Origin of the sequence: Streptomyces sp. 184 (assembly GCF_045781775.1) — a bacterium.
In the GTDB taxonomy this organism is placed as follows: Bacteria; Actinomycetota; Actinomycetes; order Streptomycetales; family Streptomycetaceae; genus Streptomyces.
The window spans coordinates 4,068,545-4,092,101 of record NZ_CP123230.1 but is presented as its reverse complement, the minus strand read 5'-3'; the positions used below and the strand labels follow the sequence as shown (position 1 = coordinate 4,092,101).

The window sequence follows — 23,557 nt, the reverse complement described above, 5'->3', positions numbered from 1 at the left end:
ATCGGAAGTTCGCCAGGGGGTCGCCCGGTGACGATCGGAGGATGCCCGAACCCCGCGCCGCCCGCTTCCGGCCCCTGACGCTGCTGTCGATGGGCCACGCGTGCGTCGATGTCTACCAGGGGGCGGTGGCGGCGCTGGTGCCGTTCTTCGTCGCCGAGCGGGCGTACTCGTACGCCGCCGCCTCCGGCGTCGTGCTGGCGGCCTCGCTGCTCTCGTCGGTGGTGCAGCCGCTCTTCGGGGTGCTGACCGACCGGCGCCCGCTGCCGTGGCTGCTGCCGGTCAGCACGCTGGCGGCCGGCGCGGGCGTGGCGCTGGCCGGGGTCTTCGGCTCGTACGCCGCGACCCTGGCGGTGGTCGCGCTGTCGGGCGTCGGGGTCGCCGCGTACCACCCGGAGGCCGCCCGGGTGGCGCGGCGGGCGAGCGCGGGCAGCCACACCGCGATGGGCTGGTTCTCCCTCGGCGGCAACCTCGGCTTCGCCACCGCTCCCCCGCTGGTGGCGGCCGTCGCCGCGGCCGGCGGGCTGCGGGCCTCACCGCTGCTTGTGCTGCCGGCGCTGGCCGGGGCGGGGCTGTGCGCCGCGGCGCTGCGCTCGCTGCGGCCGTACGCGCCGAAGCCCCCGGCGGCGGACGGCGCGGGACCGGCCGGCGGACCCGGCGGGCGGGACGACTGGGCGTCGTTCGCGCGGCTGACGGGGGCGGTGGTGTGCCGGTCGGTGGTGTTCGTGGGGCTGAGCGCGTTCGTCTCGCTGTACGTGCCCGGGCGCACGGCGGGCGGTACGGCGGCGGGCACGGCGGCGCTGTTCGTGCTGTACCTGGGGGGCGCGGTGGGCACGGTGGCCGGCGGGCGGCTGGCGGCGCGCTTCGGGCGGCTGCCGGTGGTGCGGTGGTCGTACGCGCTGACCGGCCCGGCGGTGGCCGGGGTGGTGTTCGTACCGGGCCCCGCGCTCTACGTCTTCGTGGCGCTCACTTCGGCGGGGCTGTACGTGCCGTTCTCGCTGCACATCACGCTCGGCCAGGACTACCTGCCCCGGCACGTCGGCACCGCGGGCGGCGTCACGCTTGGCCTGGCGGTCAGCGCCGGAGGGCTGGCCGGCCCGCTCATCGGGGCGCTCGCGGACGCCAGTTCACTGACGGTGGCGCTCACGCCGCTGGTCGCGCTGCCCGCGGCGGGGCTCGTGCTGCTGCTCCCGCTGCGCGAGCCGGGGGCGCCCCCGTACGGCTGAACCGCCGCCGTCCGCCCGGCAGTCGGGCGGGATGCAGGCGCAGGGCGGCGCAGGGCGGGTCGAGCGGGGGAGCGTCGCGGGCCGGGCCGCTCCCCCGGCCCGCGACGGTTAGGTTAGCCTAACCTTCATGCAGATACGCGACAGCCGTTTCCGGCCACGCCCCGACGTCGCCCACCCCTCCCGCCGCGGCCTGCTCGCCGCCGGCGGCGCGCTCGGCCTCGGCGCCGTACTCGCCGCCTGCGGCGACGACTCCGGCTCCGGCGGGTCCGACTCCGGTGGCGCGGGCGGCACCTGGCGCTTCGAGGACGACCGCGGCAAGGTCGCCAAGGCGGACCGCACCCCCGAGCGCATCGTCGGCTACGTCGCGTCGGCCGCCGCGCTGCACGACTTCGGCATCGAGTGCACCGGCGTCTTCGGCCCGACGACGACACCCGACGGCGAGCGCGACCTCCAGGCCGGCGACCTCGACGTGGACGAGATGACCGTCATCGGCAACACCTACGGCCAGTTCAGCGTCGAGAAGTACGCCTCGCTCCAGCCCGAGCTGCTGGTCACCAACATGCAGGAGCCGCCGGTGCTGTGGTACCTGCCGGAGGAGAGCACCGAGGAGATCACCTCCCTCGCCCCGGCCGTCGGCATCCGCACCTCCGGCACCTCCCTCGACGCCGCGATCGGGCGCTACGCCGAACTGGCCGAAGCGCTCGGCGCGGACCTGAAGGCCGAGAAGGTCGTACGCGCCAGATCCCGCTTCGAGAAGGCGTCGCAGACGCTGGCCAAGACCGCCGCGGACCGCCGCGGGCTGAAGGTCCTCGCCGTCTCCGCCAGCGCCGACATGCTCTACGCCGCCGTCGCCGAGGACTTCGGGGACCTGCGCTACTACGAGCAGCTCGGCGTCGAGTTCGTCACCCCCGAGAAGCCCGGCGAGCGCGGCTTCTGGGAGGAGTCGAGCTGGGAGACGGTCGACCGGTTCGAGGCCGACGTCGTCATGGTCGACCGGCGCACCGGCAACCTCCAGCCCGACCAGCTCGCGGAGTCCAAGCCCACCTGGCGCCGGCTCCCCGCGGTCGCCGCCGGGCAGGTCATCCCCTGGCAGAGCGAGGCGCACCACAGCTACGCCGGCCACGCGCCGCTGATCGAGGCGCTGGCCGACGCCCTGCGCGACGCGGAGCAGGTGATCCGGTGACCACCGCGACCGTCTCCCCGTTCCGCTTCTTCGACCTCGTCGCCGACGAGGTCGAGCGCCTCTCGCCCACCATGATCCGGGTCTCCTTCGCCGGCCCCGCACTGGGCTCGATGGAGTCCGCCGGACGCGACCAGCGCATCAAGCTGTTCTTCCCGCACCCGGGCCAGGACGCGCCGGTCATGCCGGACGACGACGGCAGCGACTGGTACCCGGCCTGGCAGGCGCTCGACCCCGCGGTGCGCGGCATCATGCGCACGTACACGACGCGCACCCTCACCCGCGACCCGGACCGGCTCGTGGTCGACTTCGCCGTGCACGGCGAGACCGGCCCGGGATCGCGCTGGGCGCTCCACGCGGCCCCCGGCGACCGGCTCAGCACGCTGGCACCGATCGTCGCGGAGAACGTGGCGTACGACTTCCGCCCGCCGGCCGGCACCGGCTGGATGCTGGTCACCGCCGACGAGACCGCGCTGCCCGCCGTCGCCGGCATCCTCGCGGCCCTGCCCGCGGGCGTGCCCGTACGCGCCTGGATCGAGGTGGCCGACGCCGGCGACCGCCTGGAGCTCGCCACCGCGGCCGACGCGGAGGTCACCTGGCTCGTACGGGGCGAGGACGCGCCGGCGCCGGACGCGCTGCGCGCCGCGGAGCTGCCCGGGGGCACGCCGTACGCCTGGGTCGCCGGGGAGTCGGCGACGGTGAAGGCCGTACGCCGCCATCTGGTGCGCGAACGGGGCATCGACCGCCGGGCGGTGACGTTCACCGGCTACTGGCGGCGCGGCACCACGGAGGACCAGTTGCTGGCGGCGGCGGAGCCCGCCTGACGGCGGCGGGCGGCCGGGGCGTAATCCGGTGGCGGGCGGCGGGGCGCTCGGGCAGGGTGCGTCCATGACCTCGGTAGTGCAGAACATCGCGATCGACTGTGCCGACGCCTACGAGCTGTCGCTCTTCTGGAGCCGGGTGACCGGAAGCCCGGTCCATCCGGAGGACGGACCGGGCTCGCCGGAGACGCAGGTGCTCCTGCCCGAGGGCCCGGTGCTGCACTTCAACCAGGTGCCGGAGCCCAAGACCGCCAAGAACCGGATCCATCTGTGCCTGCGGCCCGAGACCCGGCGCGAGGAGGAGGTGGAGCGGCTGCTCGGCCTCGGCGCGACGTTCGTCGCCGACCACCGCAAGCCGGACGGCACCGGGTGGGCCGTGCTCGCCGACCCGGAGGGCAACGAGTTCTGCGTGCTGCGCAGCGCGGCCGAGCGCGCGGCGACGCAGCCCTGAGCCCCCGCCCCGCGGCTCAGCCGTTCCCCTTCTCGTCCCCGTTCCCGTCCTCCGCGCCGATCGGGCGCAGGTGCCGCAGCAGCACGACGACCAGCGCCGCGAGACCCGCGTAGAGCCCGGCGGCGACCAGGGCGACGGCGGTCATCCCGGAGCCGAAGGCCGTGTGGGCGGCATCGAGGAGGTCGCCGCCGAGGCGCTCCGGCAGCCCGGCCGCCGCCGCGTCGGCGTCGGCGAGGGACTCCCCCGCCCGCTCCGGCGCCCCCGCGGGGAGGTCGATCCCGGCGGTGTAGACGGCGGCGCCCAGGCTGCCGAGGACCGCGATACCCAGCGAGATGCCCATCTCGCCGCTGGTCTCCGCGGTGGCCGACGCGGAGCCGGACTTCTCCGCGGGCGCCGTCCCCACGATCAGGTTCAGCCCCAGCGCGCCGACGGGCGCGGCGCCGAGGAAGCCCAGCGTGAACCCGATCACCAGCGGCACGAGGTCGTCGCTGACGGCGACGTACAGGAACCCGGCCGCGGACACCGCAAGGCCCGCCGAGACGATCACCGCGGGCCGCATGGTCCGCGCCAGGACCGGCGCCAGCAGGGACCCGGCGACCAGCGCGAGCGCCGGCGGCGCCATCCAGAACCCGGCCTTCAGCGGCGAGAAGCCCTCGATCAACTGGAGGTGCTGGCTGAAGAAGAGGTACGTGCCGCCCTGCATGAGCATCGTCAGCAGCAGGACGACCAGCGCAGCGGAGAACGAGCGGTTGCGGAACAGCCGCAGGTCCAGCAGCGGTTCTGCCAGCCGGAGCTGCCGGCGGGCGAAGGCGTAGCCGAAGGCGAGCCCGGCGGCGACCGCGCCGGCCGCCTTCGTGCCCGGCTCGTCGGCCAGTTCCTTCAGCCCGTAGACGAGCGGGATGACCGCCAGCAGCGACAGCGCCACGCTCCCCGGGTCCAGCCGCCCGCCGCCCTCGCCGCCGGACTCCGGCAGCAGCGGCCGGGCCGTGAGCACCAGCAGCAGCGCCACCGGGACGCCGAGCAGGAACACCGAGCCCCACCAGAAGTTCTCCAGCATCACCCCGCCGACGACCGGCCCCAGCGCCGCGCCGCCCATGAAGCAGGCGGTGAACACGCCGATGGCCAGGGCGCGCTGGCGCGCGTCGGTGAACATGCTGCCGACCAGGGCCAGCGCCGAGGGCGCGAGCGTGGAGGCCGCGATGCCGAGCAGCATGCGGGCCGCGATCAGCATCTCGGCGCTCGACGCGTACGCGGCGAGCACCGAGGCCGCGCCGAAGGCCGCCGCGCCGAAGGTCAGCAGCCGGCGGCGGCCTATCCGGTCGCCGAGCGTGCCCATGGTAATGAGGAAGCCGGCCATCATGAACCCGTAGACGTCCATGATCCACAGCACCTGCGTGGAGGACGGCTGCAAGTCCGCGGTCAGATGGGGCAGCGCGAGGTAGAGCACGCTGTTGTCGACCGAGGCGAGCAGCATGGGCAGGGCGAGCACGCTCAGGCCGAGCCATTCGCGGGGCCCCGCCTTCGTGGCGGTGGTTGTCGTCATGGGTTCACGGTCGCCGGGCGGTGTTCGGGTTTGCTTATGGTGGTGTCATGCGCTTCGGAGTGCTCGGGCCGGTACGGGTCTGGACCGACGACGGACGGCCGGTCAGGGTCCCGGAACTGAAGGTGCGCGTGCTGCTGGCCGCGCTCCTCGCCCGCGAGGGCCGGCCGGTGCCGCAGGGGCGGCTCGTCGACGACCTGTGGGACGCCCGTCCGCCGGGCAAGCCGACGGGGGCGCTGCGGGCGAAGGTCTCCCAGTTGCGGCGGGCGCTGGGGGACGCCGAGCCGGGCGGGCGCGAGCTGGTCGTCTCGGGGCCCTCGGGTTACGTGCTGGAGGCCGCCACCGACGCCGGGGACTTCGCCGCACTCGTCCGGCGCGCCCGTACGGCACCCGGCCCGGCCCGCGCCGCCGACCTGCTCACCGAGGCGCTGGCGCTGTGGCGCGGGCCGGCTTTCGGCCCGTACGAGGACGCCCCCTTCGCCCGCGCCACCGCGGCGCGGCTGGAGGAGGAGCGGCTGACCGCGCTGGAGGAGCTGGCGCGGGCGCGGCTGGGCCTGGGCGAACATGCGCCGCTGGTGGCCGAGTTGACGGACCTGGTGGGCGCCCATCCGCTGCACGAGCGGCTGACGGGGCTGCTCATGCGTGCGCTGTACGGCGCCGGTAGGCAGAGCGAGGCGCTGGCCGCCTACCGCGCCCTGCGGGTGCGGCTGCGCGAGGAGGCCGGGCTCGACCCGGGCCGGGAGCTGGCCGGGCTGCACCAGCGGATCCTGACGGGCGACGAGGTCCTGGCCGCCGCGCCGCCCGCGGCCCCGCGGCTGCGCCCGCCGCGGCTGCCGGCGCCGCTGACGCCGCTGGTCGGCCGGGCGGCGGAGCTGGCGGAGCTGCGGCCCCTGCTGGACGGCGAGCGGCTGGTGACGCTCACCGGCCCGGGCGGCGTGGGCAAGACGCGCCTGGCGCTGGCCGCGCTGCACGGCTCCCCCGCGCCCGGTTACGTGGCCGAGCTGGCGGGCGCCGGGGGCGGGAGCGTGGCGGACGTGGTGGCCACGGCGTTCGGCGTGCCGGACGAGGACCGGATCGCCGAGGCGCTGGGCGAGGGCTCCGCGGTACTGCTGCTCGACAACGTCGAGCACGTCGTCGACCAGGCCGCCAAGCTCGCCGACCGGCTGCTGCGCACGGCGCCCGGGCTGCGGGTGGTGGCCACCGGGCGGGAGCCGCTGGGCGTCGCCGGCGAGGTGGTACGGGCGGTGGCGCCGCTGGCCGAGGAGGACGCGGTGCGGCTCTTCGCCGACCGCGCCGCCGCCGCGGCGCCGGGCTTCGCGGTCGGCGCCGGGAACGCGGCGGAGGTCGCCGAGGTGTGCCGCCGGCTCGACGGCATCCCGCTGGCCCTGGAGCTGGCCGCATCCCGCGTCCACGGGCTGGGCGTACGGGGCCTGGCCGCCGGGCTCGACGACCGCTTCCGGCTGCTGGACGGCGGCCGGCGCGGCCTGCCGGAGCGGCAGCGCACGCTGCGGGCGGCGATCGACTGGAGCTGGCGGCTGCTGGACGACCGCGAGCGGGTGGCGCTGCGGCGGCTCGCCGTGCACGGCGCGGGCTGCACGCTGAGCGGCGCGATCTACGTCTGCGCGGACAGCGGCGCCGGCCCGGTCGGCGCGGGCGAGGGTGCGGTGTCCATCGAGGCCGGGGGCGAGCAGGCGCCGCCCGCGGGTCTCACCGCCCAGGAGGTGCCGGAGCTGCTGGCCCGGCTGGTCGACCGGTCGCTGGTCTCCCGGGACGGCGAGCGGTACCGGCTGCTGGAGACGGTCGCCGCGTACGCCTGGGAGCGGCTGGAGGACGCCGGCGAGACGGCGGAGGTGCTCGGGCGCCGCGACGACTACTACGCGCGCCTCGCGGAGTGCGCCGAGGCGGAGCGGGCGGGACACGCGCGGCAGCGCTGGATCGGCCGGCTGGACGCGGAGATCACCAACCTGCGCGAGGCCCTCGACGGCGCCACCCGCCGCCGCGAGACGGCCCTGGCCACCCGCATCAGCGGCTCGCTGGCCTGGTACGAGACGGCCCGCGGCCGGCCGACGCCGCGCTGACGACCGCGGCGCGCCCGGCGGGACCGGCGGGCCGGGGGTGGCCGCGCCGCCCGGCACGGTGTACGGCCGGCGTCGGGCGTGGGCGCACCGGGCGGGCGGAGACGGCGCGGGCCGCGGGCGGACACGTACACCTGCCGGCCAGCGGTCGTGCGTGCCGCGTACGAGCCGGACCGCGGCCGTACGCCGGGTCCCGGAAGCCGGTCCGGGGCCCGGCAGCCGCGCGGTCGCCGGCGCCCCGCAGCAGCCGCGCGCGGGGCCTTGGCCGCTAGCCGCCCGGCGAGGTCGTCGCCTCCTCGCAGTCGCGCAGCGCCTCCTGGATGTCGGTGTCCTGGATGCTCGCGTCGCCCTCGCCGCGCTCGCCCGGCGCGCAGGTCACCGCCGCCGGCGCGGGCGGCCTGCGCGCCGGCAGCCGGTCGCGGCCGGCCCCCCGGGGGCGCCGCGCGTGCGGCTCGCCGCGCGGCGCGAGGGCCTCGACGAGGCCGGCCAGGTCGCCGTCGGGCAGCGGGAGTTCGAGGTCGTCGTCGACGAACCCGACCGCCGCGGGCACGTACTCCACCAGCGCGCGCAGCGCCTCCGACAGCGGCGGGCGCTCCCGCAGGGAGCGCAGCACACGCAGCGCCGTGGCGATCTCCCGCCGGGTGGTCAGCTCGCTGAACGCGGCGGTGGCCGGGGTGACGCTGGTGTGGTCCAGCCACCAGTCCGCCTCCTCGTCCTCGTCCTCGGCCCGGTGGTGCAGGTACAGGCAGTACGACGAGACGGCGTCGCCGGCCCCGGCCGCGTACTGCCACCAGAAGCGGGCGCTGTCCTCGCACTCGGCGAGGTGCAGCACGCCGCCGAGCGCACGGGCTCCGGGCGTCTCGGGCAGCGCCGTGCCCGGCAGGCTCTCCGCCAGCGACTCCAGCGCACCGGGCTGGGCGAGCAGCACCTCGCACAGCAGCCGCAGGTCGCGGGCGGCGCGCCGCCGCCCCGCGGCGGGGTCCGCCGCGGTCCCGGTGCCGGACGTGCCCGGCGCACGGTCGTCCGGGGCGGGGCCGTCCTGCGGCGGCACCCGGTGGCGGGCCGCGGCGCGGGCGGCGAGGCGCTGTTCCGCGGCGTCGATCTCGGCCTGGGTGTAGAGGGCGGTCGGCTTCAGCCGCGCCCGGGCCAGCACGCGGTCGATATCGGTGGTCAACGGACTTCTCCCTCCTGGTAGATCTCCTTGAGCCGGCGCCGCGCGTACCGGTCGACGGAGCGCACGCCGGCCGGGGTGAGCCCGAGGTGGTCGGCGATCTCGGCGTAGCTGTACCCCTCGTAGTGCCGGAAGACGATGACCTCCCGCTGCCGCTCCGAGAGCTGGGAGACCGCGGCCAGCAGCCGCAGGTTGCCCTCCAGTTCGCCGATCGGGTCCGCGCAGGACTCCAGCGTCGCGGTCTCGAACACCGCCGCCTCCACCACGACGGGCCGCCTGCCGCGGGCGCGCGCGTGGTCGACGATCCGGTTCTTCATCACCCGCCACACGTAGGCCGTGGGGCTGGCCATCCGTAAGATCTCCGGCCACATCAGCAGCACCTGCTCGAAGCCGTCGTCGACGGCCTCGTCCGCGTCCGCGCGGGAGCGCAGGCAGCGCTCGGCGTAGCGCACGTACACCGGCCGGTAGAGCCGGTGGAAGGCGGTGAAGTCCAGCGGCAGCCGCACCGCGGCCTGCCGCCCGGCACCGGGCAGGGAGGTCTCCTCGCGGGTCACCGTCGTCCCTCCCCTGGCTGCTGGCGGCGTATCTCGCTCACGCCGGCCCGTACGCCCGCCGCCATGGCGCGGCGGGCGGCCGCCAGTGCCGCGGGGCCGAACACGCGCAGGGCGAGCGCGGCCGTCAGCATGTCCCGCACGAGCAGTTCCACCTGATAGGACACGAATCGCACGGTCCTTTCGGTCGCTGGTCGGAAGCCCCCACCCGTCGGCCCCCGGAGGGCACCTCTTGCACCCTCCGCCACTTACGACGTCTGCCGCAGCCGGTTTGTGCATGGGGCAGCCCGGAATTCGTCCGCGGCACGGCGCCGACGAGTGCCCGGCGGGCGGGTGTTCACGGGCTCCGCGGGCCGGCGGCGGTCTCCGGCGCGGCGGTGCCCAGCAGGGCGGCGAGCACCTGCCGGGAGTGGTCGAGGCGGTCGATGTCGGCGGTGATCCTGGCGTGCTCCCGGCTCAGCCGGGCCACCACGCCGGGGCAGCCGGTCGTCGTCAGGCGGTGTGCGGCGCCGTCGTCGCCGACGCAGTGCAGGACCCTCGCGATGACCGCGGTGCGCAGGCCCGCGTCGAGCAGCACGCGGATGTGCCGCACGGCGGCGACGTCGCCGTCGGTGTACTCGCGGTAGCCGTTGGGCAGCCGCACCGGGCGCAGCAGGCCCTGCTCCTCGTAGTAGCGCAGCAGCCGCCGGCTCACGCCGGTCCGGTGGGCCAACTCGCCGATCCGCATGCCGTCCCCGCCCTCTCGCTTGACCTTCACACCGGTGGCACGCTCTAACGTCGCGGGAACCGCGGATCATCCGCGGGGAGAGCGAGGCGAGGTCATGGCAGGAGCAGTGGTCGTCGGAGCGGGGCCCGGGATCGGCGCGGCGGTCGCCCGCCGGTTCGCCCGGGAGGGTCTGCCCGTGGCGCTGGTGGCGCGTTCCCGGCGCACGCTCGGGCCGGTCGCCGAGGCGGTCGCCGCGGGCGCGGGCGTGCCGCCGGGGTACGGGGCGCTGCCGCTGGTCGCCGACGTCACCGACGAGGAGGCGCTGCGTTCCGCGCTCGATGCCGCGGCCGACAGGTTCGGCGTGCCCGACGCCGTCGTCTACAACGCGGCCCTCGTCCGCGCCGACGCGCTCGGGGAGCTGACGCAGAGCGCCCTGCTGGACGCCTGGGCCGTGAACGTCGGCGGCGCGCTGACCGCGGCCGCGCACCTGGCGCCGGCGATGGCCCGGCGCGGCGGCGGCTCGTTCCTGATCACCGGCGGCATGCCCGAGCCGAAGGCGCCGTACGTCAGCCTCTCGCTGGGCAAGGCCGGGGTGCGCACGCTGGCGAGGCTGCTCGACCTGGAGTACGGGCCGGGCGGCGTGCACGTCGCGACGGTCACGGTCGACGGGGTGGTGGCGCCCGGCACGGACTTCGACCCGGACGTGATCGCGGAGCACTACTGGCGGCTGCACACCCAGCCGCGGTCGCGCTGGGAGCACGACGTCCTGTTCACGGGCGCGGCCGGGACGGCGCCGCGCCCGTGACCGCGGCGGCCCCCGCTACGCTTCGGGCTCCCGGCTGACCGCGACCGCCGCCTTCAGATCGGCCCAGAACTCCGGCCGCGGCGCGATGCGGTGGCCGAGGCGGTAGACCGTCGTACGGGACCGGCCGCGCACCCGCAGGTGCACGTCGGACGGGCCGGGGTGGGCCGTGAGCACCGCCTTGAGCCGGCCCACGGACTCGGGTGTGACCTGGGCCTCGGTGATGTCGAGGCGGACCGGGGCGCGTTCGCCGGCGGTGCTGAGGTCGGGGACGGCGAGTTCCATGGCGACCAGCCGGGGGACGTCCTCGCGCTTGTCGAGGCGGCCCTTGACGAAGACGACGGCGTCCTCGACGAGTTGGGTGGAGACCAACTGGTAGGTGGCGGGGAAGAACATGCAGTCGATGGACCCGCCGAGGTCCTCGACGGTGGCGATGGCCCAGGCGTTGCCCTGCTTGGTCATCTTGCGCTGGAGCCCGGAGATGATGCCGCCGATGGTGACGATCGTGCCGTCGGAGTGGTCACCGCCGTTGAGCGCGGCGATCGTGGCGTCGGCCCTGTCGTTGAGCACGTGCTCGACACCGAACAGCGGATGGTCGGACACGTACAGGCCGAGCATCTCCCGCTCCTGCGCGAGGAGATACGACTTCTCCCACTCCTCGTCCGTGAACTGCACGTCGAGCCCGAAACCCGGCTCGTCCGCCGCGGCCTCGTCACCCATCCCCCCGAAGAGGTCGAACTGCCCTTCCGCCTCCTTCCGCTTGACCTGGACGACGGCGTCGACCATCGGCTCGTAGTGCGCGAGGAGACCTTTGCGGGTGTGGCCGAGGGCGTCGAAGGCGCCGGCTTTGATGAGCGATTCGGTGGTGCGTTTGTTGCACACGACGGGCTCGGACTTTTCGAGGTAGTCGGGAAAGGAGACGTACGCGCCCTTGGACTGCCGGCCGCGCACGATGGAGTCCACGACGTTCCGGCCGACGTTGCGGACGGCAGAGAGGCCGAAGACGATCGTGTCGTCGCCGCGGGGGGTGAAGTCGGCGTCGGATTCGTTGACGTCCGGGGGAAGCACCTTGATGCCCATCTTCCGGCACTCGTTGAGGTAGACCGCGGACTTGTCCTTGTCGTCGCGGACGGACGTCAGCAGCGCGGCCATGTACTCGGCGGGATAGTTGGCCTTCAGATACGCCGTCCAGTACGACACGAGCGCGTAGGCCGCCGCGTGCGCCTTGTTGTACGCGTAGCCGGCGAAGGGCACGAGGACGTCCCAGACCGCCTGCACGGCCTCGTCCGGATAGCCGCGCTCCCGGCAGCCGTCGCGGAAGGGGACGAACTCCCTGTCGAGGACTTCCTGTTTCTTCTTGCCCATCGCCCGGCGCAGCAGGTCCGCCTGGCCGAGGGTGTAGCCGGCGAGGACCTGCGCGGCCTTCTGCACCTGTTCCTGGTAGACGACGAGTCCGTAGGTGATGTCGAGGACTTCCTTCAGCGGCTCCTCGAGCCTCGGGTGGATCGGGGTGATCTCCTGCCGGCCGTTCTTGCGGAGTGCGTAGTTGATGTGCGAGTTCATGCCCATGGGGCCAGGCCGGTAGAGGGCGGTGACGGCGGTGATGTCCTCGAAGTGGTCGGGGCGCATCAGCCGGAGCAGCGAGCGCATCGCGCTGCCGTCGAACTGGAACACGCCGAGGGTGTCGCCGCGGCCCAGGAGTTCGAAGGTCTTCGCGTCGCTCAGCGGCAGGGACAGCAGCTCGATCTCGGTCCCCTTGTTGGCCCGCACCATTTTCACGGCGTCGTCCATGATGGTGAGGTTGCGCAGGCCCAGGAAGTCCATCTTCAGCAGGCCGAGCGATTCGCAGGTCGGGTAGTCCCACTGCGTGATCGTCACCTGGTCGCTGTGCCGCACCCACACCGGGACGTGGTCCACGATCGGCTCGCTGGACATGATCACGCCCGCGGCGTGCACGCCCATCTGCCGCACCAGGCCCTCGACTCCCCGCGCGGTGTCGATCACCTTCCTCACGTCCGGCTCGTTCTCGTACATCGACCGGACCTCACCGGCCTCGGCGTGCCGGGGGTGCGCGGGGTCGGTGATGCCCGCGAGGTCGATGCCGTGGCCGCCGACGTCGGCGGGCATGGCCTTGGTGATGCGGTCGCCCATCGCGTAGGGATACCCCAGCACCCGCGCGGAGTCCTTGATCGCGTTCTTCGCCTTGATCGTGCCGTACGTACCGATCATCGCGACCTTGTCGGCACCGTACTTCTCCGTGACATAGCGGATCACCTCCGCCCGCCTGCGCTCGTCGAAGTCGATGTCCACATCCGGCATCGAGACCCGCTCCGGATTCAGGAACCGCTCGAAGATCAGCCCGTGCTCGATCGGATCCAGGTCCGTGATCCCCATCGCGTACGACACGATCGAACCCGCCGCCGAACCACGCCCGGGACCCACCGCGATCCCGTTGTTCTTCGCCCACATGATGAAGTCCGCGACCACCAGGAAGTACCCCGGGAACCCCATCTGGATGATGACGTCCATCTCGTACTCCGCCTGCTTGCGGTAGTGCTCGTCCCAGCCGTCCGGGTAGCGGCGGCGCATGCCGCTCCACACTTCCTCGCGGAACCAGGTGACTTCGGTGTAGCCGTCGGGGACCTCGAACCTGGGCATCAGGTCCCGCTTCTGGAACCACCCGTCGGTGTCGATCTGCTCCGCCACCAGCAGCGTGTTCGCACACCCCTCCTGCCAGGCATCCGAAGAATCGACCGCATACATCTCCTCGGTCGACTTCAGGTAATAACCCGTCCCGTCGAACTTGAACCGGTCCGGATCCGACAGGTTCTTCCCCGTCTGAATACACAGCAACGCATCATGCGCCCCCGCCTCCTGCGCATACGTGTAATGCGAATCGTTCGTCACCAGCGGCGGAATCCCCAGCTTCCGCCCGATCTCCAGCAGCCCGTCCCGCACCCGCCGCTCGATCTCGATCCCGTGATCCATCAGCTCCAGGAAATACCGCTGCTTCCCGAACACCTCCTGATACCACGCCGCCGCCGCCAGCGCCTCGTCGAACTGCCCCAGCCGCAACCGCGTCTGCACCTCACCCGACGGACACCCCGTAGAAGCGATCAGCCCCTCCGCATGCTCGGCGATCACCTCCTTGTCCATCCGCGGCCACTTCTGAAGCCACCCCTCCTTGTACGCATCCGACGACAACCGGAACAAATTATGCAAACCCGTACGAGACGACGCCCAGATCGTCTTGTGCGTATACCCACCCGAACCCGACACGTCATCACGCTTCTGATGCGGCTGCCCCCACTGCACCTTCCGCTTGTTCCGCCGCGACTCCGGCGCCACATACGCCTCGATCCCGATGATCGGCGTCACCCCCGCCGCCGACGCCTGCGCAAAAAAATCATAGGCACCGTGCAGATTCCCATGATCCGTCATCGCGATATGCGACATCCCCATCTCACGACACGCCGCGAACATATCCTTCAACCGCGCCGCCCCATCCAGCAGCGAATACTGCGTGTGCACATGCAGATGCGTAAAAGGCGGCTTGGCCACGACGGCTCCTCACACAACGGGACGTTGTCAGGAGCGCCATCAAATCCCCAGGTCGGTAGCCGTTTCAAACAACAAACACACCCATGCGGACAACCCCCCGTTGTACCGGAGGAGTCGCTTCAGCGCAGGGCCCCGGAAAAGCCGCAGGCGACCACGACCTGGGGCAGGCCCGGTTCGAACCAGAACATCACCCGGCGCTCCACCCGCAGTGCGGCAGGTCCCACGCGCGGGCACTGGCGAGGCTGCCCTCGACCATCGTGTTGCCGGCCCGGCCGACCATGAGGCCGCCGGTCCGCGTGAACACCTCCTCTCCCGCGTCGCGCCCGAGCCGCTCCCACAGCTCGCGGGCCCGCAGCAGCAGCGGCACCGTACTGCGGGCCCTCGGCGTAGCCCCGGCGGTAGATGCGCGAGCCGCCGTGGCCGGCGCCGCGGTCGTGGGCCGGGCCGGGCCGAACCGTTCCGGACCGAGCACGCGCGCGCCGCGGGCGGCGAGATGGCAGGCGGCGGCGCTGCCCATGCCGCCCAGACCGATGACGACGACGTCGTACGTGCGGGACAATGGCGCCTCCCTCGCGTCGCGGCCCGCCTCGACCGTAACCCGTGAGGAACCGGCCACGATCGGCGGGAAACACCACCGTGTACTGTCCGGTTACGGATGCTTTGCACTGATCGTACGGGGCTCGGCGCGCCGGACCCGGCGCCGGACAGACAACGATTCGGCCGCATCGGTCCCCGATGGGCCGATCCTTGCCTAGCCTCACGGGGTGGGGGCCGGCCGCGACGGGGGCCGCACTCCGCGCCGTCCGAGGTGCAGAGCCGAACAGCGGCTGGAGTAGCGAGTAGCGCATGACCGACCGGAAGTTGCCGCATCACCGAACGCTCTACGCGCTGCCGTACGCCGTCATGGCCTGCGTCGCCTTCGTGGACGTCACCGCCGGGCCCGATGTGGGGTTCCTGCCCCTGGTCTCGCTCGGGCCGGCCTTCGCCGGCCTGGTCGGGGGCTGGCAGCGCACGGTGTTCGTCGGCGGGATCGCGCTGGTGCTGTGCGTCCTGCTCGGCATCTCGGACGTGATGTTCGAGTCGCGGCGCGGCTACGTGGCCCTGCTGTCCGTCGTCGGCGTCACGGTCGCCGCGCTGCTCGCGGTGCGGATGCGGCACCGCCGCGAGGAGGAGCTGGCCAGCGTGCGGTCGATCGCCGAGGTGGCGCAGCGCGTGCTGCTGCGCCCGGTGCCGCGCAGCGCGGGGCGGCTGCGGGCGGCGGTCTCGTACACCTCGGCCGTGGCCGAGGCGCGGATCGGCGGCGACCTGTACGAGGTGGTGATCTCGCCGGTGGGCGTCCGGCTGATCGTCGGGGACGTCCAGGGCAAGGGCCTCGAAGCGGTGGAGACCGCGGCGGTGGTGCTCAGCGCCTTCCGCGAGGCGGCGTACGACGAGCCGGACCTGACGGCCGTCGGGGAGCGGCTGGAGCGGGCGCTGGACCGCCAGCTCGACGGCGAGAAGTTCGTCACCGCCATCCTCGCCGAGGTGGGCGCCGGCCAGGAGGTCACGCTGCTCAACTTCGGCCACCCCGCGCCGCTGGCCGTGCGCCAGGACGGCGACGTGCGCTACCTCGCGCCGCCCCAGCGGGCCTTACCGCTCGGTCTCGGGGAGCACGGTGTCGCCCAGCCGGAGCCGCACACGGCGGGGTTCGCACCCGGGGACCAACTGCTCTTCTACACCGACGGAGTCACCGAGGCCCGCGACCGTGCCGGGGCCTTCTACCCGCTGGAGCAGCGCGCCGGACTCCTCAAGGACCCCGATCCCGAGGGCGCGCTGACCGCGCTGCGCCAGGACGTGATCGAGCACGTACGGGCGCCGCTGCACGACGACGCGGCGATGCTGCTGCTGCGCTACCGGGGCGGCTGACGGTAGGTCACCCCGTGCGCCGGGCCAGGCGCAGCTCGGTCAGGTAGCGCTTGACGATGCGGCCGCCGTGGCGCCCGTCGATGAGGCCGGCGAGGCAGGCCAGCAGCCCGTCCCGGGCCGGGGCGGGCAGCGCCCGGTGGCCGGAGTACGTGCGCAGCACGTCGAGGTACTCCGCGGTGGTGTACGGCAGGTCCCACTCGTAGCGGTGGAAGACCGGCTCCGCAAAGCCCTCCGCGCCGCGGAGGTCGTCGCGGTCCTCGGGGATGGCGGCCGCGGGCTCCAGGCGCAGGCCCGGCGGCGTGGCGGGGTCGAACCGCTCGTAGCAGCCCTGCGCCGCGGCGAAGAACTCCAGGCTGCCGCCGGCCACATGGTGGGTGCGGACGGTGGCCAGCACGCCGCCGGGGCGCAGCGCGTCCGCCGACTTCGGCACCCGGAGGGCGGGGTCGACCCAGGCGAACGCGGTGGCGGCGAGCACCACGTCGAACGGCTCCGGCGGCAGCGGCCACTGCTCGAACGCCGCGTTCACGACGTCCACGTCCGGGAACCCGGCAAGGTTGCGGCGCGCCACCCGCGCCATCCCCGCGCCGAGTTCGACCGCGGTCACCCGGCAGCCGCGCTCGGCCAGCGGCACGGTCGCCTGCCCGGTGCCGCAGCCGATCTCCAGCACCCGGCAGTCCGGGCCCAGCCCGGCGGGGGCGGCGGTGGCGAGGTCGTCGTACATCTCCCGCGGGTAGCGGGGGCGGGCGCGGTCGTACAGCTCCGGCGCCTCGGTGAAGGTCCTGCGCAGCCGTTCGCGTTCGTCGTCTCTCACCGGCCCACCTTATGATCGGCTTCCCTGCCCGAGCACCGTCGTTTTCGCGGCGTCCGCCACCGAGAGGAACGCCCCCTTGATCCGACGCGAGAGCTACTGCGGCGGCCGGCTGGTGAGGGAGGTCGAGCAGGGACGTGACGACCGCGGGCCCCGCGGCTTACGGGCCCCGGGCGGCGACGGGGCGCTGTGGCTGCTGGACGGCGAGCGCGTGGAGCCCGCGGAGGCCGAGGCGTTCTGGGTGGTGTGGACGTCGGTCCGCCGGCGGCATCCGCTGCGCGAGACGGCGCGGAGCTGGCCGGCGGTCACGCTCGCGTGCGCCATCGTGCTGTGGCTGGTGACGATGGTGCTGACGCAGTTCGAGTGAGGCGCGCTTCGGCGGCGGCGCGCTTCGAGTCCGGGCGCGGTCCTCGTACGGGCCCAGGGGCGCAGTTCCCCCGTGGGGCGGGGGCCCCGGCCAGAGCGCCGGCTCAGTCGTCCTCGTCGCCTTCGTCGCCTTCGTCACCCTCGTCGTGGTCGGCCTTGGGGCCGCCGGGGCCGCCCTTGCCGCCGGGACCGACGTGCTCGGCGCAGAAGTCGGCGATGGCGTCCTCGCCGCCGGCCTCCCGGACGAGCCGGTTCCAGGACTTCTTGTCGCGCACCTTCTCCTTGCCGTCGCGTACGGCGAGGAACTTCTCGCACAGCCGCTCCACCGACTTGCCCTTCGCGCCCGGCTCGTCGACGTGACCGGCCCCGCCCTGGCCCGCGTCCTCGTCCTCGCGGCCGTCCGGCGCGGCGCCGTGGTCCGCGCCGCCGCCGGGCGCTGTGCTGGTGTCCGGCTTGTCGCGCTTGCCCTCGGGCCGGTCCTCGGCACGGCCGCCGCCCGCGGACGCGGCGTTCTCGTTGGCGTCGTCGCCGCCGGTACGGTCCGGGTCGGCGGTGGCCGTGGGCGAGACGGCGGGGCCGGTGGTGGGTTCCGGGTCGGCGGGGGTGGTGCGCAGGACCGTACCGGCGGCGAGGGCGACGCCGCCGAGTACGCAGCCGGCCGCGGTGACCGCGGCGGCGGTGCGCAGGCGCCGCCGCCGGGGCGCGGGCGGGACGCCGGTGGTGCCCGCGGCGGCGGGCGCGAGCCGCACCACCGGTTCGGCCGGCACCCGCCGCGCCGGCACGCGGCTCTCCCGGTTGGGCCGGGTGCCGTTGGCGGCCCGGCCGTTCAGCGGGTGGCCGTTGCGGGCGGGTACGGCAGGTCCGGCGGAGCCGGCGGGATCCGCCGGCTCGGCGGCGTGTGCGGCGCGGAAGGCGGCCAGCGCCGCCCGCTCCCCCGGCAGTTCGGTGTCCAGCGCCGGACGGCCGGCGCGGGCCGCGGTCTCCAGCAGCGCGGCCAGCCGCTCCGCGGTGTCCCGGTCGGCGGGCGGCAGCGCGGCCCCGGCGTCCAGTTCCTCGCCGGCGAGCAACTGCTCGGCGGCGCGCTGGTCGAGCCAGGTGTTCCGGTCGTCGTCGCCCATCACATACCCCTGAGCATCCACGTGGCCGTGCAGGTGGCGTCGCCCGCCGGCTCGCCGGCCGGACGGGCGCCGGCGGCGGCCTCGCCGACTTGGTCCGCGAGCAGGCGCAGGCCGCGGAGGGTGACGGCGCGGGCCGCTGCGGGGCTCGTGCCGAGCACGTAGGCGGCTCGCTCGGCGTCCAGCCCCACGATCGTCCGCAGCGCGACGGCATCGGCCTCCTCGCGCGGCAGCCAGGCGATCAGGGCCAGGGTACGCCCGCCGTCCGGCCGCTCCGGGGCGGCTTCCGGGCGCTGCGCGGGAGGCTGCGGGCCGCGGGCGCGGCCGGGGCGGCGACTCAGGTGCGTCAGCGCGCGGGTGCGGGCGATACGGGCGCACCAGGCGCGAAAGCCCACGGCGTCGCCGCCGAACGCGGGCAGTTCGCGGGCGATTTCCTGCCACGCGCCCGCGGTGACCTCCTCCGCGTCGCCGTCTCCCGCCGCGTCGCCGACGAGCGTGCCGACGTAGCGGACGAGGCAGGGGTGCACCGTCCGGTACAGGTTCACGAACGCGGTCTCGTCGCCGGCCCGTGCGGCGCGTACGGCCTCCGTCAACGCTGCGTCAGCTTCTGTCATGCCGGGTCAGCCCGCCCGTGGCGCTCTGGTCGGGCGCACACAAAACGGATCCATTCGGTAAGCACCCCCCAGGTGCCGGTTTTTCGGGAGGCCGACCACATGCCTTCGCTGTCCGCCCGCGCGGAAGAGCACGCTACGGCCCGCCGCGGGATCGCGTCCAGTCCGCGTACACGGGCCCATACGCCTTGGGACGTAAGGGAGTTCTCGCGCGGAACGGGGCGTGTACGGGGGTGTCACCCGGAAGGTCACCGATCTTCGGCCGGCTGCCCGCGGCCGGTGCCGAGGCCGTCGAGGAGCTGGCGCACGAGGGTGGCGGCGAGGTCGCCGTCGAGCGGTCGGTGGCGGAAGAGCAGCCGGTGGTAGACCGGCGCGAAGAGCTGGTCGACGGCGGCGGCGACGTCGGTGTCCGGGCGCAGTTCGCCGCGGTCGACGGCGTCGTGGAGCAGTCGGGCGCTCGCGGCGCGGCGGGGGCGCACCCACCGCTCGTCGAGCGCCGTACGTATGCCGGGGTCGGCCTGCGCGGCGGCGACGAGGTCGGCCATCAGGTGGCCGGCGGAGGTGTCGCGGAAGGCCCGGACGAGCGCGCCGACCTCGGCGGTCAGGGCGTCGGCGAGCGACCCGCCGCCGGCCGGCCCGGCAGACGTGTCCCCGGTGAGGCTCGACAGGCTCTCCAGCATCACGTGTCCGCGGCTGGGCCACCACTTGTAGACCGTCGACTTGCTGACCCTCGCGCGGGCGGCGATCGACTCCATGCTGACCGCCTGTACCCCGCCGGACACCAGCAGCTCGGCGGCGGCGGCGAGCACCGCGGCCCTGGCCCGTTCGCTGCGCGGCCGGCCCCGCGGCGCGCGCGGCCCGCCCGTCTCGCCCATGCCCGCCTCCGGCGCCCGCCTTATACTGAACGCACCGTACGATAAACGGAAGGTGCTCGTGTGACCAGCGTCCCGGTCCGCAGGCTCAACGACGGTACGAAGCTCCCCGCCCTCGGCCTCGGCACGTACCCGATGGACGACGCGCAGGCCGAGCGGGCGGTCGCCACCGCCCTGGAGGCCGGCTACCGGCTGGTCGACACCGCGCTCAACTACGGCAACGAGACGGGTACCGGCCGCGGCATCGCCCGCAGCGGCGTCCCGCGCCAGGACGTCGTCGTCACCACCAAGCTCCCCGGCCGCCACCACGGCTTCGAGCAGACGCTCGCCTCCTTCGAGGAGTCCCGCAAGCGGCTGGGCGTGGGCTACGTCGACCTGTACCTGATCCACTGGCCGCTGCCGCGCGTGGACCTGTACGTCGACTCCTGGCGGGCGATGATCAAGCTGCGCGAGGAGGACCTCGTCCGCTCCATCGGCGTCTCCAACTTCACCGTCGCCCAACTCGACCGGCTGGAGCGGGAGACCGGTGTGCTGCCGGCGGTCAACCAGATCGAACTGCACCCGCATTTCCCGCAGGAGGAGCTGCGCGCCCACCACGCCGCCAAGGGCATCGTCACCGAGAGCTGGAGCCCGCTGGGCCGCGGCACCGACGTGCTTGCCGACCCGGCGCTCGCCCGGGTGGCCGAGGCGCACGGCGTGACGCCCGCCCGGGCGGTGCTGCGCTGGCACACGCAGCTCGACGCCGTCCCCATCCCGAAGTCCGCGGACCCGGCCCGGCAGCGCGAGAACCTCGACGTCTTCGGCTTCGAGCTGACGGCCGCCGAGATGGCCGCGGTCGCCGGCCGGCCGCAGCGCCGCGTGGGCGGCGATCCGGACGTGCACGAGGAGCTGTGACGACCCGCGGTCCGTCAGGTGGGGTGCCGCGCCGGCGAGTGACGACGAAGGAGTCCGGAAGGTGAAAGCAGCAGTACTGGGAACGGGCGTGATGGGCGCCGGCATGGCGCGCTCGCTGCTCCGCGGCGGCGTCGAGGTGACCGTGTGGAACCGCACGCCGGAACGCGCGAGACCGCTCGCCGCCGACGGCGCGCGGGTCGCGGACAGCGCCGCCGAGGCGGTGCGCGACGCCGACGCGGTGCTCGTCGCGCTCTACGACGCCGAGGCGGTGCTCGCCGTCCTGGGCGACGCGCTGGCGGCGTCGCCGCGGGACGCCGTGTGGGTGCAGACGGCCACCGTCGGCCCCGAGGGGACCCGCCGGGCGGTCGAGCTGGCCGACGCGGCGGGGCGCACGCTGGTGGAGGCGATGCTGCTGGGCACCAGGCAGCCCGCCGAGACGGGCCGCCTCACGCTGCTGACGGCGGGCGATCCGGCGGTGTTCGCCCGGATCGAGCCGCTGACCGGGGCGATCTCGGTGAAGTCGGTGTGGGCGGGCCCGGAAGTCGGCGCGGGCACGGCGCTGAAGCTGGCGTGCAACGCCTGGATCACCTCGATCACGGCGGCGTCGGCGCAGTCGCTGGCCCTGGCCGGTGCGCTCGGCCTGGACCCGAAGCTGTTCCTCGCGGCCATCGACGGCGCGCCCGCGGACTGCCGGTACGCGCACGCGAAGGGCGCGGGGATGCTCGCCGGCTCGTACGAGCCGCAGTTCTCCCTCGACGGCGCGCTGAAGGACATCGATCTGATCGACGGCGCGGCCCGGGGCGCGGGCGTCGACACCGCGCTGCTCGGGGCGCTGCGGGAGCTGTACGGGCAGGCGTCAGAGGCGGGGCACGGGGACGAGGACCTGGCCGCGGTGTACACGAGCTTCGGCGTCAAGGGCTGAGGGGCGGCCCCGGGCGGAGGCGGTGGTACGGGCCCTACCGGTACCGGAGCCGCGGGCGGCGGCGCGGCGGCCGGGGAGGCGCCGCGCCGCCGCCCGCCCGGCGGCCGCGGGGGCGGGCCCCGTACCGCCGGGCGGGCGCGCCGTGCTCAGTCCGTGGCGCAGGCCAGGTCGTCGGGCGCCGACAGCGTCGAGGCGCCCGTGCCCGTCATCCCCACGGTGACCGACCCGCCGGCCGGGACGACCCTGGTGTACGCCGCCGGGGTGACGGTGACCGCCGCGCCGCTCTGGCTGACGCTGCCGCCCCAGGCGTTGGAGACGGTGTGGCCGCCGGCGAACGTCCAGCTCAGCTCCCACCCGTCGATCGGCGTGTCGCCGGTGTTGGCGACGGCGACCTCGGCCTGGAAGCCGCCCGGCCAGGAGCCCACGACCTCGAACGCCGCCGAGCAGCCGTCGCCGGGGGCCGGGCCGCTGCCGGTCGTGGCCGTGACGGTGGTGGAGCGGGGCGAGACGTTGCCGGCCGCGTCCCGGGCGCGTACGGCGAAGGTGTACGCGGTGTCCGGGTCGAGGCCGGTGACGGTGACCGAGGTGCCGGTGGTGCCGGCGACGCGCCGCTCCGTGGTGCCGGTGACGGCGTAGACGTCGTAGCCGGTGACGCCGACGTCGTCGGTGGCCGCGGACCAGCTCAGCGTCGCCGAGTCGTGGGTGACGCCGCTGACGGCGGGTGCCCCGGGGGCGCTGGGCGCCTGGGTGTCGCCGCCTCCGCCGCCGAAGACGGTGGCCTCCTTCGCGGTGGCCACGATGCCGTCCGTGCCGTTGAAGAAGCGCTGCCCCCAGTCGGTCAGCGAGGCCGGGTCGAAGTTTTGCACCATGTCGAGGTACTCGACGCCGCCGCCGTTGCCGCTGTACGACCAGCCCAGGTAGCCGAGGCCCAGTTCCCGGGTGAGGCGCATGATGGCGTCCTCGTCGGGGTTGCCGTCGGAGTGGTTGTGCCCGAACTCGCCGACGGCGACGGGCAGCCCGGCCCTGGTGAAGGACGTCAGGTAGTCCTCGATCTCGGCGGCGGTGTCGTAGACGCCGTACATGTGGATCGAGAAGAGGGTGTCGTCCTGCGGGTCGGAGTCGGCGACGGCGCGGGCGTTGGTGCGCATCGTGTTCGTCCAGTCCTGGCCCCAGTTGGGGGCGTCCACCATCAGGGTGTGCTGGAGTCCGGCGGCGCGCAGCTTGCCGATGGCGCCCTGGGTGTCGGCGGTCCAGCGCTCGTAGCCCTGGTTGCCGTGCGGCTCGTTGCCGAGGTTGACGATGACGTAGTCCTCCTCGCCGACGAGGGCGTCGCGGACACTTACCCAGTAGTCGGCGGCGCGGTCGAGCGAGACGGCGGCGCCCTCCTCGCCGTAGCCGGTGGTGTCGTGGACCTCCAGCACGCAGATCAGGCGGTTCGCCTTGCACTGGCTGACAACGTTGTCGACGTCCGCGACGTCACTGCGCGGCCAGCGGTCGCCGGTGGACAGGACCACGCGCACGCTGTTCGCGCCCAGTTGCTTGATCTCGCGCAGCGAGTCCAGCTCGCCGGTGTACCAGGCGTGCGGGTGGTTCACGCCGCGCAGCACGAAGTCGTTGCCGTTGCCCTCCAGCAGCCGCCCGCCCTCGGTGTGCAGCCCCACGGCCGCGGCGGCGGGCTCCGCCTGGGCGCCCGGCCCGAAGCCGGCGACGGCGGCGGCCAGGCCGAGCAGGACGGCGAGCAGGGCGCGTACGGGCCGGGCCCGCCCGCCGCGCCGGCGGCGTCCGCGAGCGGCGGAGGGTGTGGTTCTCGGTGCGCTCATGTGCGGCTCCTCGCAAGTCGGTCGGAACAGAGAATGGGAGCGCTCCCATGTATCCACTCCCGGCGCTGCCGCGTCAAGGCCCGCGGCAGGGACGGTTGCCGCGCCCCTTCCCGTACGGACCGAAGGCGCCGCGCGGTGTCGGTGGCGGCCGGTAGCGTTCTCG

At 74.5% G+C, this 23,557-nt stretch carries 22 protein-coding genes; 10 read left to right on the top strand and 12 right to left on the bottom strand.

Annotation, left to right across the window (positions count from 1 at the left end):
• Window positions 1–41 precede the first annotated feature (41 nt).
• From QBL21_RS17085 to QBL21_RS17070, 4 genes are all read left to right on the top strand, one after another.
• The gene (locus QBL21_RS17085) at window positions 42–1,223 is read left to right on the top strand and encodes an MFS transporter (protein ID WP_407563062.1); all 1,182 of its coding nucleotides are present in this window, start codon (window positions 42–44) and stop codon (window positions 1,221–1,223) included.
• Window positions 1,224–1,350: 127 nt separating this feature from the next.
• Window positions 1,351–2,406, top strand: coding sequence for an ABC transporter substrate-binding protein (locus QBL21_RS17080; RefSeq protein WP_407563061.1), 1,056 nt, complete (start codon window positions 1,351–1,353; stop codon window positions 2,404–2,406).
• The gene (locus tag QBL21_RS17075; RefSeq protein WP_407563060.1) at window positions 2,403–3,227 is read left to right on the top strand and encodes a siderophore-interacting protein; all 825 of its coding nucleotides are present in this window, start codon (window positions 2,403–2,405) and stop codon (window positions 3,225–3,227) included. Before QBL21_RS17080 ends, QBL21_RS17075 begins: the two co-directional genes overlap by 4 nt.
• A 64-nt stretch (window positions 3,228–3,291) precedes the next feature.
• The gene (locus tag QBL21_RS17070; RefSeq protein ID WP_407563059.1) at window positions 3,292–3,675 is read left to right on the top strand and encodes a VOC family protein; all 384 of its coding nucleotides are present in this window, start codon (window positions 3,292–3,294) and stop codon (window positions 3,673–3,675) included.
• 16 nt (window positions 3,676–3,691) lie between these two features.
• On the opposite strand, the gene QBL21_RS17065 is transcribed toward QBL21_RS17070, so the two are convergent.
• The gene (locus tag QBL21_RS17065; RefSeq protein WP_407563058.1) at window positions 3,692–5,218 is read right to left on the bottom strand and encodes an MFS transporter; all 1,527 of its coding nucleotides are present in this window, start codon (window positions 5,216–5,218) and stop codon (window positions 3,692–3,694) included.
• Between the two features lie 47 nt (window positions 5,219–5,265).
• Here QBL21_RS17065 and QBL21_RS17060 point away from each other — a divergent pair, with 47 nt between their 5' ends.
• Window positions 5,266–7,293, top strand: a complete 2,028-nt coding sequence (locus QBL21_RS17060; protein WP_407563057.1) for a BTAD domain-containing putative transcriptional regulator — start codon at window positions 5,266–5,268, stop codon at window positions 7,291–7,293.
• Window positions 7,294–7,558: 265 nt separating this feature from the next.
• Here the strand turns inward: QBL21_RS17060 and QBL21_RS17055 are convergent, their stop codons facing one another.
• The 4 genes from QBL21_RS17055 to QBL21_RS17040 form a co-directional block, all read right to left on the bottom strand.
• Window positions 7,559–8,464, bottom strand: coding sequence for a hypothetical protein (locus QBL21_RS17055; RefSeq protein WP_407563056.1), 906 nt, complete (start codon window positions 8,462–8,464; stop codon window positions 7,559–7,561).
• Window positions 8,461–9,015, bottom strand: coding sequence for an RNA polymerase sigma factor (locus tag QBL21_RS17050; RefSeq protein WP_407563055.1), 555 nt, complete (start codon window positions 9,013–9,015; stop codon window positions 8,461–8,463). Before QBL21_RS17050 ends, QBL21_RS17055 begins: the two co-directional genes overlap by 4 nt.
• The gene (locus tag QBL21_RS17045; RefSeq protein WP_407563054.1) at window positions 9,012–9,179 is read right to left on the bottom strand and encodes a hypothetical protein; all 168 of its coding nucleotides are present in this window, start codon (window positions 9,177–9,179) and stop codon (window positions 9,012–9,014) included. The genes QBL21_RS17050 and QBL21_RS17045 overlap by 4 nt, the downstream gene beginning before the upstream one ends.
• A 170-nt stretch (window positions 9,180–9,349) precedes the next feature.
• Complete coding sequence (locus tag QBL21_RS17040; RefSeq protein WP_407566456.1) at window positions 9,350–9,739, bottom strand: MerR family transcriptional regulator; 390 nt, start codon at window positions 9,737–9,739, stop codon at window positions 9,350–9,352.
• A gap of 94 nt (window positions 9,740–9,833) precedes the next feature.
• Here QBL21_RS17040 and QBL21_RS17035 point away from each other — a divergent pair, with 94 nt between their 5' ends.
• Entirely contained in the window at window positions 9,834–10,523 is a 690-nt protein-coding gene (locus QBL21_RS17035) for an SDR family NAD(P)-dependent oxidoreductase (protein WP_407563053.1), read from the top strand.
• A gap of 15 nt (window positions 10,524–10,538) precedes the next feature.
• Here QBL21_RS17035 and dnaE read toward each other — a convergent pair whose 3' ends face one another.
• A complete protein-coding gene (dnaE, locus tag QBL21_RS17030) occupies window positions 10,539–14,081 on the bottom strand; it encodes a DNA polymerase III subunit alpha (protein ID WP_407563052.1) in 3,543 nt (1,180 codons plus the stop codon).
• A gap of 187 nt (window positions 14,082–14,268) precedes the next feature.
• Complete coding sequence (locus QBL21_RS17025) at window positions 14,269–14,640, bottom strand: FAD-dependent oxidoreductase (RefSeq protein ID WP_407563051.1); 372 nt, start codon at window positions 14,638–14,640, stop codon at window positions 14,269–14,271.
• Window positions 14,641–14,927: 287 nt separating this feature from the next.
• Between QBL21_RS17025 and QBL21_RS17020 the strand changes: the two genes are divergently transcribed.
• Entirely contained in the window at window positions 14,928–15,986 is a 1,059-nt protein-coding gene (locus tag QBL21_RS17020; protein ID WP_407563050.1) for a PP2C family protein-serine/threonine phosphatase, read from the top strand.
• A gap of 7 nt (window positions 15,987–15,993) precedes the next feature.
• On the opposite strand, the gene QBL21_RS17015 is transcribed toward QBL21_RS17020, so the two are convergent.
• The gene (locus QBL21_RS17015; RefSeq protein ID WP_407563049.1) at window positions 15,994–16,797 is read right to left on the bottom strand and encodes a class I SAM-dependent methyltransferase; all 804 of its coding nucleotides are present in this window, start codon (window positions 16,795–16,797) and stop codon (window positions 15,994–15,996) included.
• A 76-nt stretch (window positions 16,798–16,873) separates the two neighbouring features.
• Between QBL21_RS17015 and QBL21_RS17010 the strand changes: the two genes are divergently transcribed.
• The gene (locus tag QBL21_RS17010) at window positions 16,874–17,161 is read left to right on the top strand and encodes a hypothetical protein (RefSeq protein ID WP_407563048.1); all 288 of its coding nucleotides are present in this window, start codon (window positions 16,874–16,876) and stop codon (window positions 17,159–17,161) included.
• Window positions 17,162–17,264: 103 nt separating this feature from the next.
• On the opposite strand, the gene QBL21_RS17005 is transcribed toward QBL21_RS17010, so the two are convergent.
• The 3 genes from QBL21_RS17005 to QBL21_RS16995 form a co-directional block, all read right to left on the bottom strand.
• Window positions 17,265–18,278 (bottom strand): hypothetical protein, encoded by a 1,014-nt coding sequence (locus QBL21_RS17005; protein WP_407563047.1) that lies wholly within the window; start codon window positions 18,276–18,278, stop codon window positions 17,265–17,267.
• Window positions 18,278–18,889: an RNA polymerase sigma factor gene (locus QBL21_RS17000; protein ID WP_407563046.1), complete on the bottom strand. Its 612-nt coding sequence runs from the start codon at window positions 18,887–18,889 to the stop codon at window positions 18,278–18,280. Before QBL21_RS17000 ends, QBL21_RS17005 begins: the two co-directional genes overlap by 1 nt.
• Window positions 18,890–19,134: 245 nt before the next feature.
• Window positions 19,135–19,761 (bottom strand): TetR-like C-terminal domain-containing protein, encoded by a 627-nt coding sequence (locus QBL21_RS16995; protein WP_407563045.1) that lies wholly within the window; start codon window positions 19,759–19,761, stop codon window positions 19,135–19,137.
• A 60-nt stretch (window positions 19,762–19,821) separates the two neighbouring features.
• Here QBL21_RS16995 and QBL21_RS16990 point away from each other — a divergent pair, with 60 nt between their 5' ends.
• Both QBL21_RS16990 and QBL21_RS16985 read left to right on the top strand, forming a co-directional pair.
• On the top strand, window positions 19,822–20,652 hold the full coding sequence (locus tag QBL21_RS16990; RefSeq protein ID WP_407563044.1) for an aldo/keto reductase: 831 nt from the start codon (window positions 19,822–19,824) through the stop codon (window positions 20,650–20,652).
• The gene (locus QBL21_RS16985; RefSeq protein ID WP_407566455.1) at window positions 20,627–21,574 is read left to right on the top strand and encodes an NAD(P)-dependent oxidoreductase; all 948 of its coding nucleotides are present in this window, start codon (window positions 20,627–20,629) and stop codon (window positions 21,572–21,574) included. Before QBL21_RS16990 ends, QBL21_RS16985 begins: the two co-directional genes overlap by 26 nt.
• Window positions 21,575–21,720: 146 nt before the next feature.
• Here QBL21_RS16985 and QBL21_RS16980 read toward each other — a convergent pair whose 3' ends face one another.
• Window positions 21,721–23,394, bottom strand: a complete 1,674-nt coding sequence (locus tag QBL21_RS16980; RefSeq protein ID WP_407563043.1) for a cellulase family glycosylhydrolase — start codon at window positions 23,392–23,394, stop codon at window positions 21,721–21,723.
• Window positions 23,395–23,557: the final 163 nt, after the last annotated feature.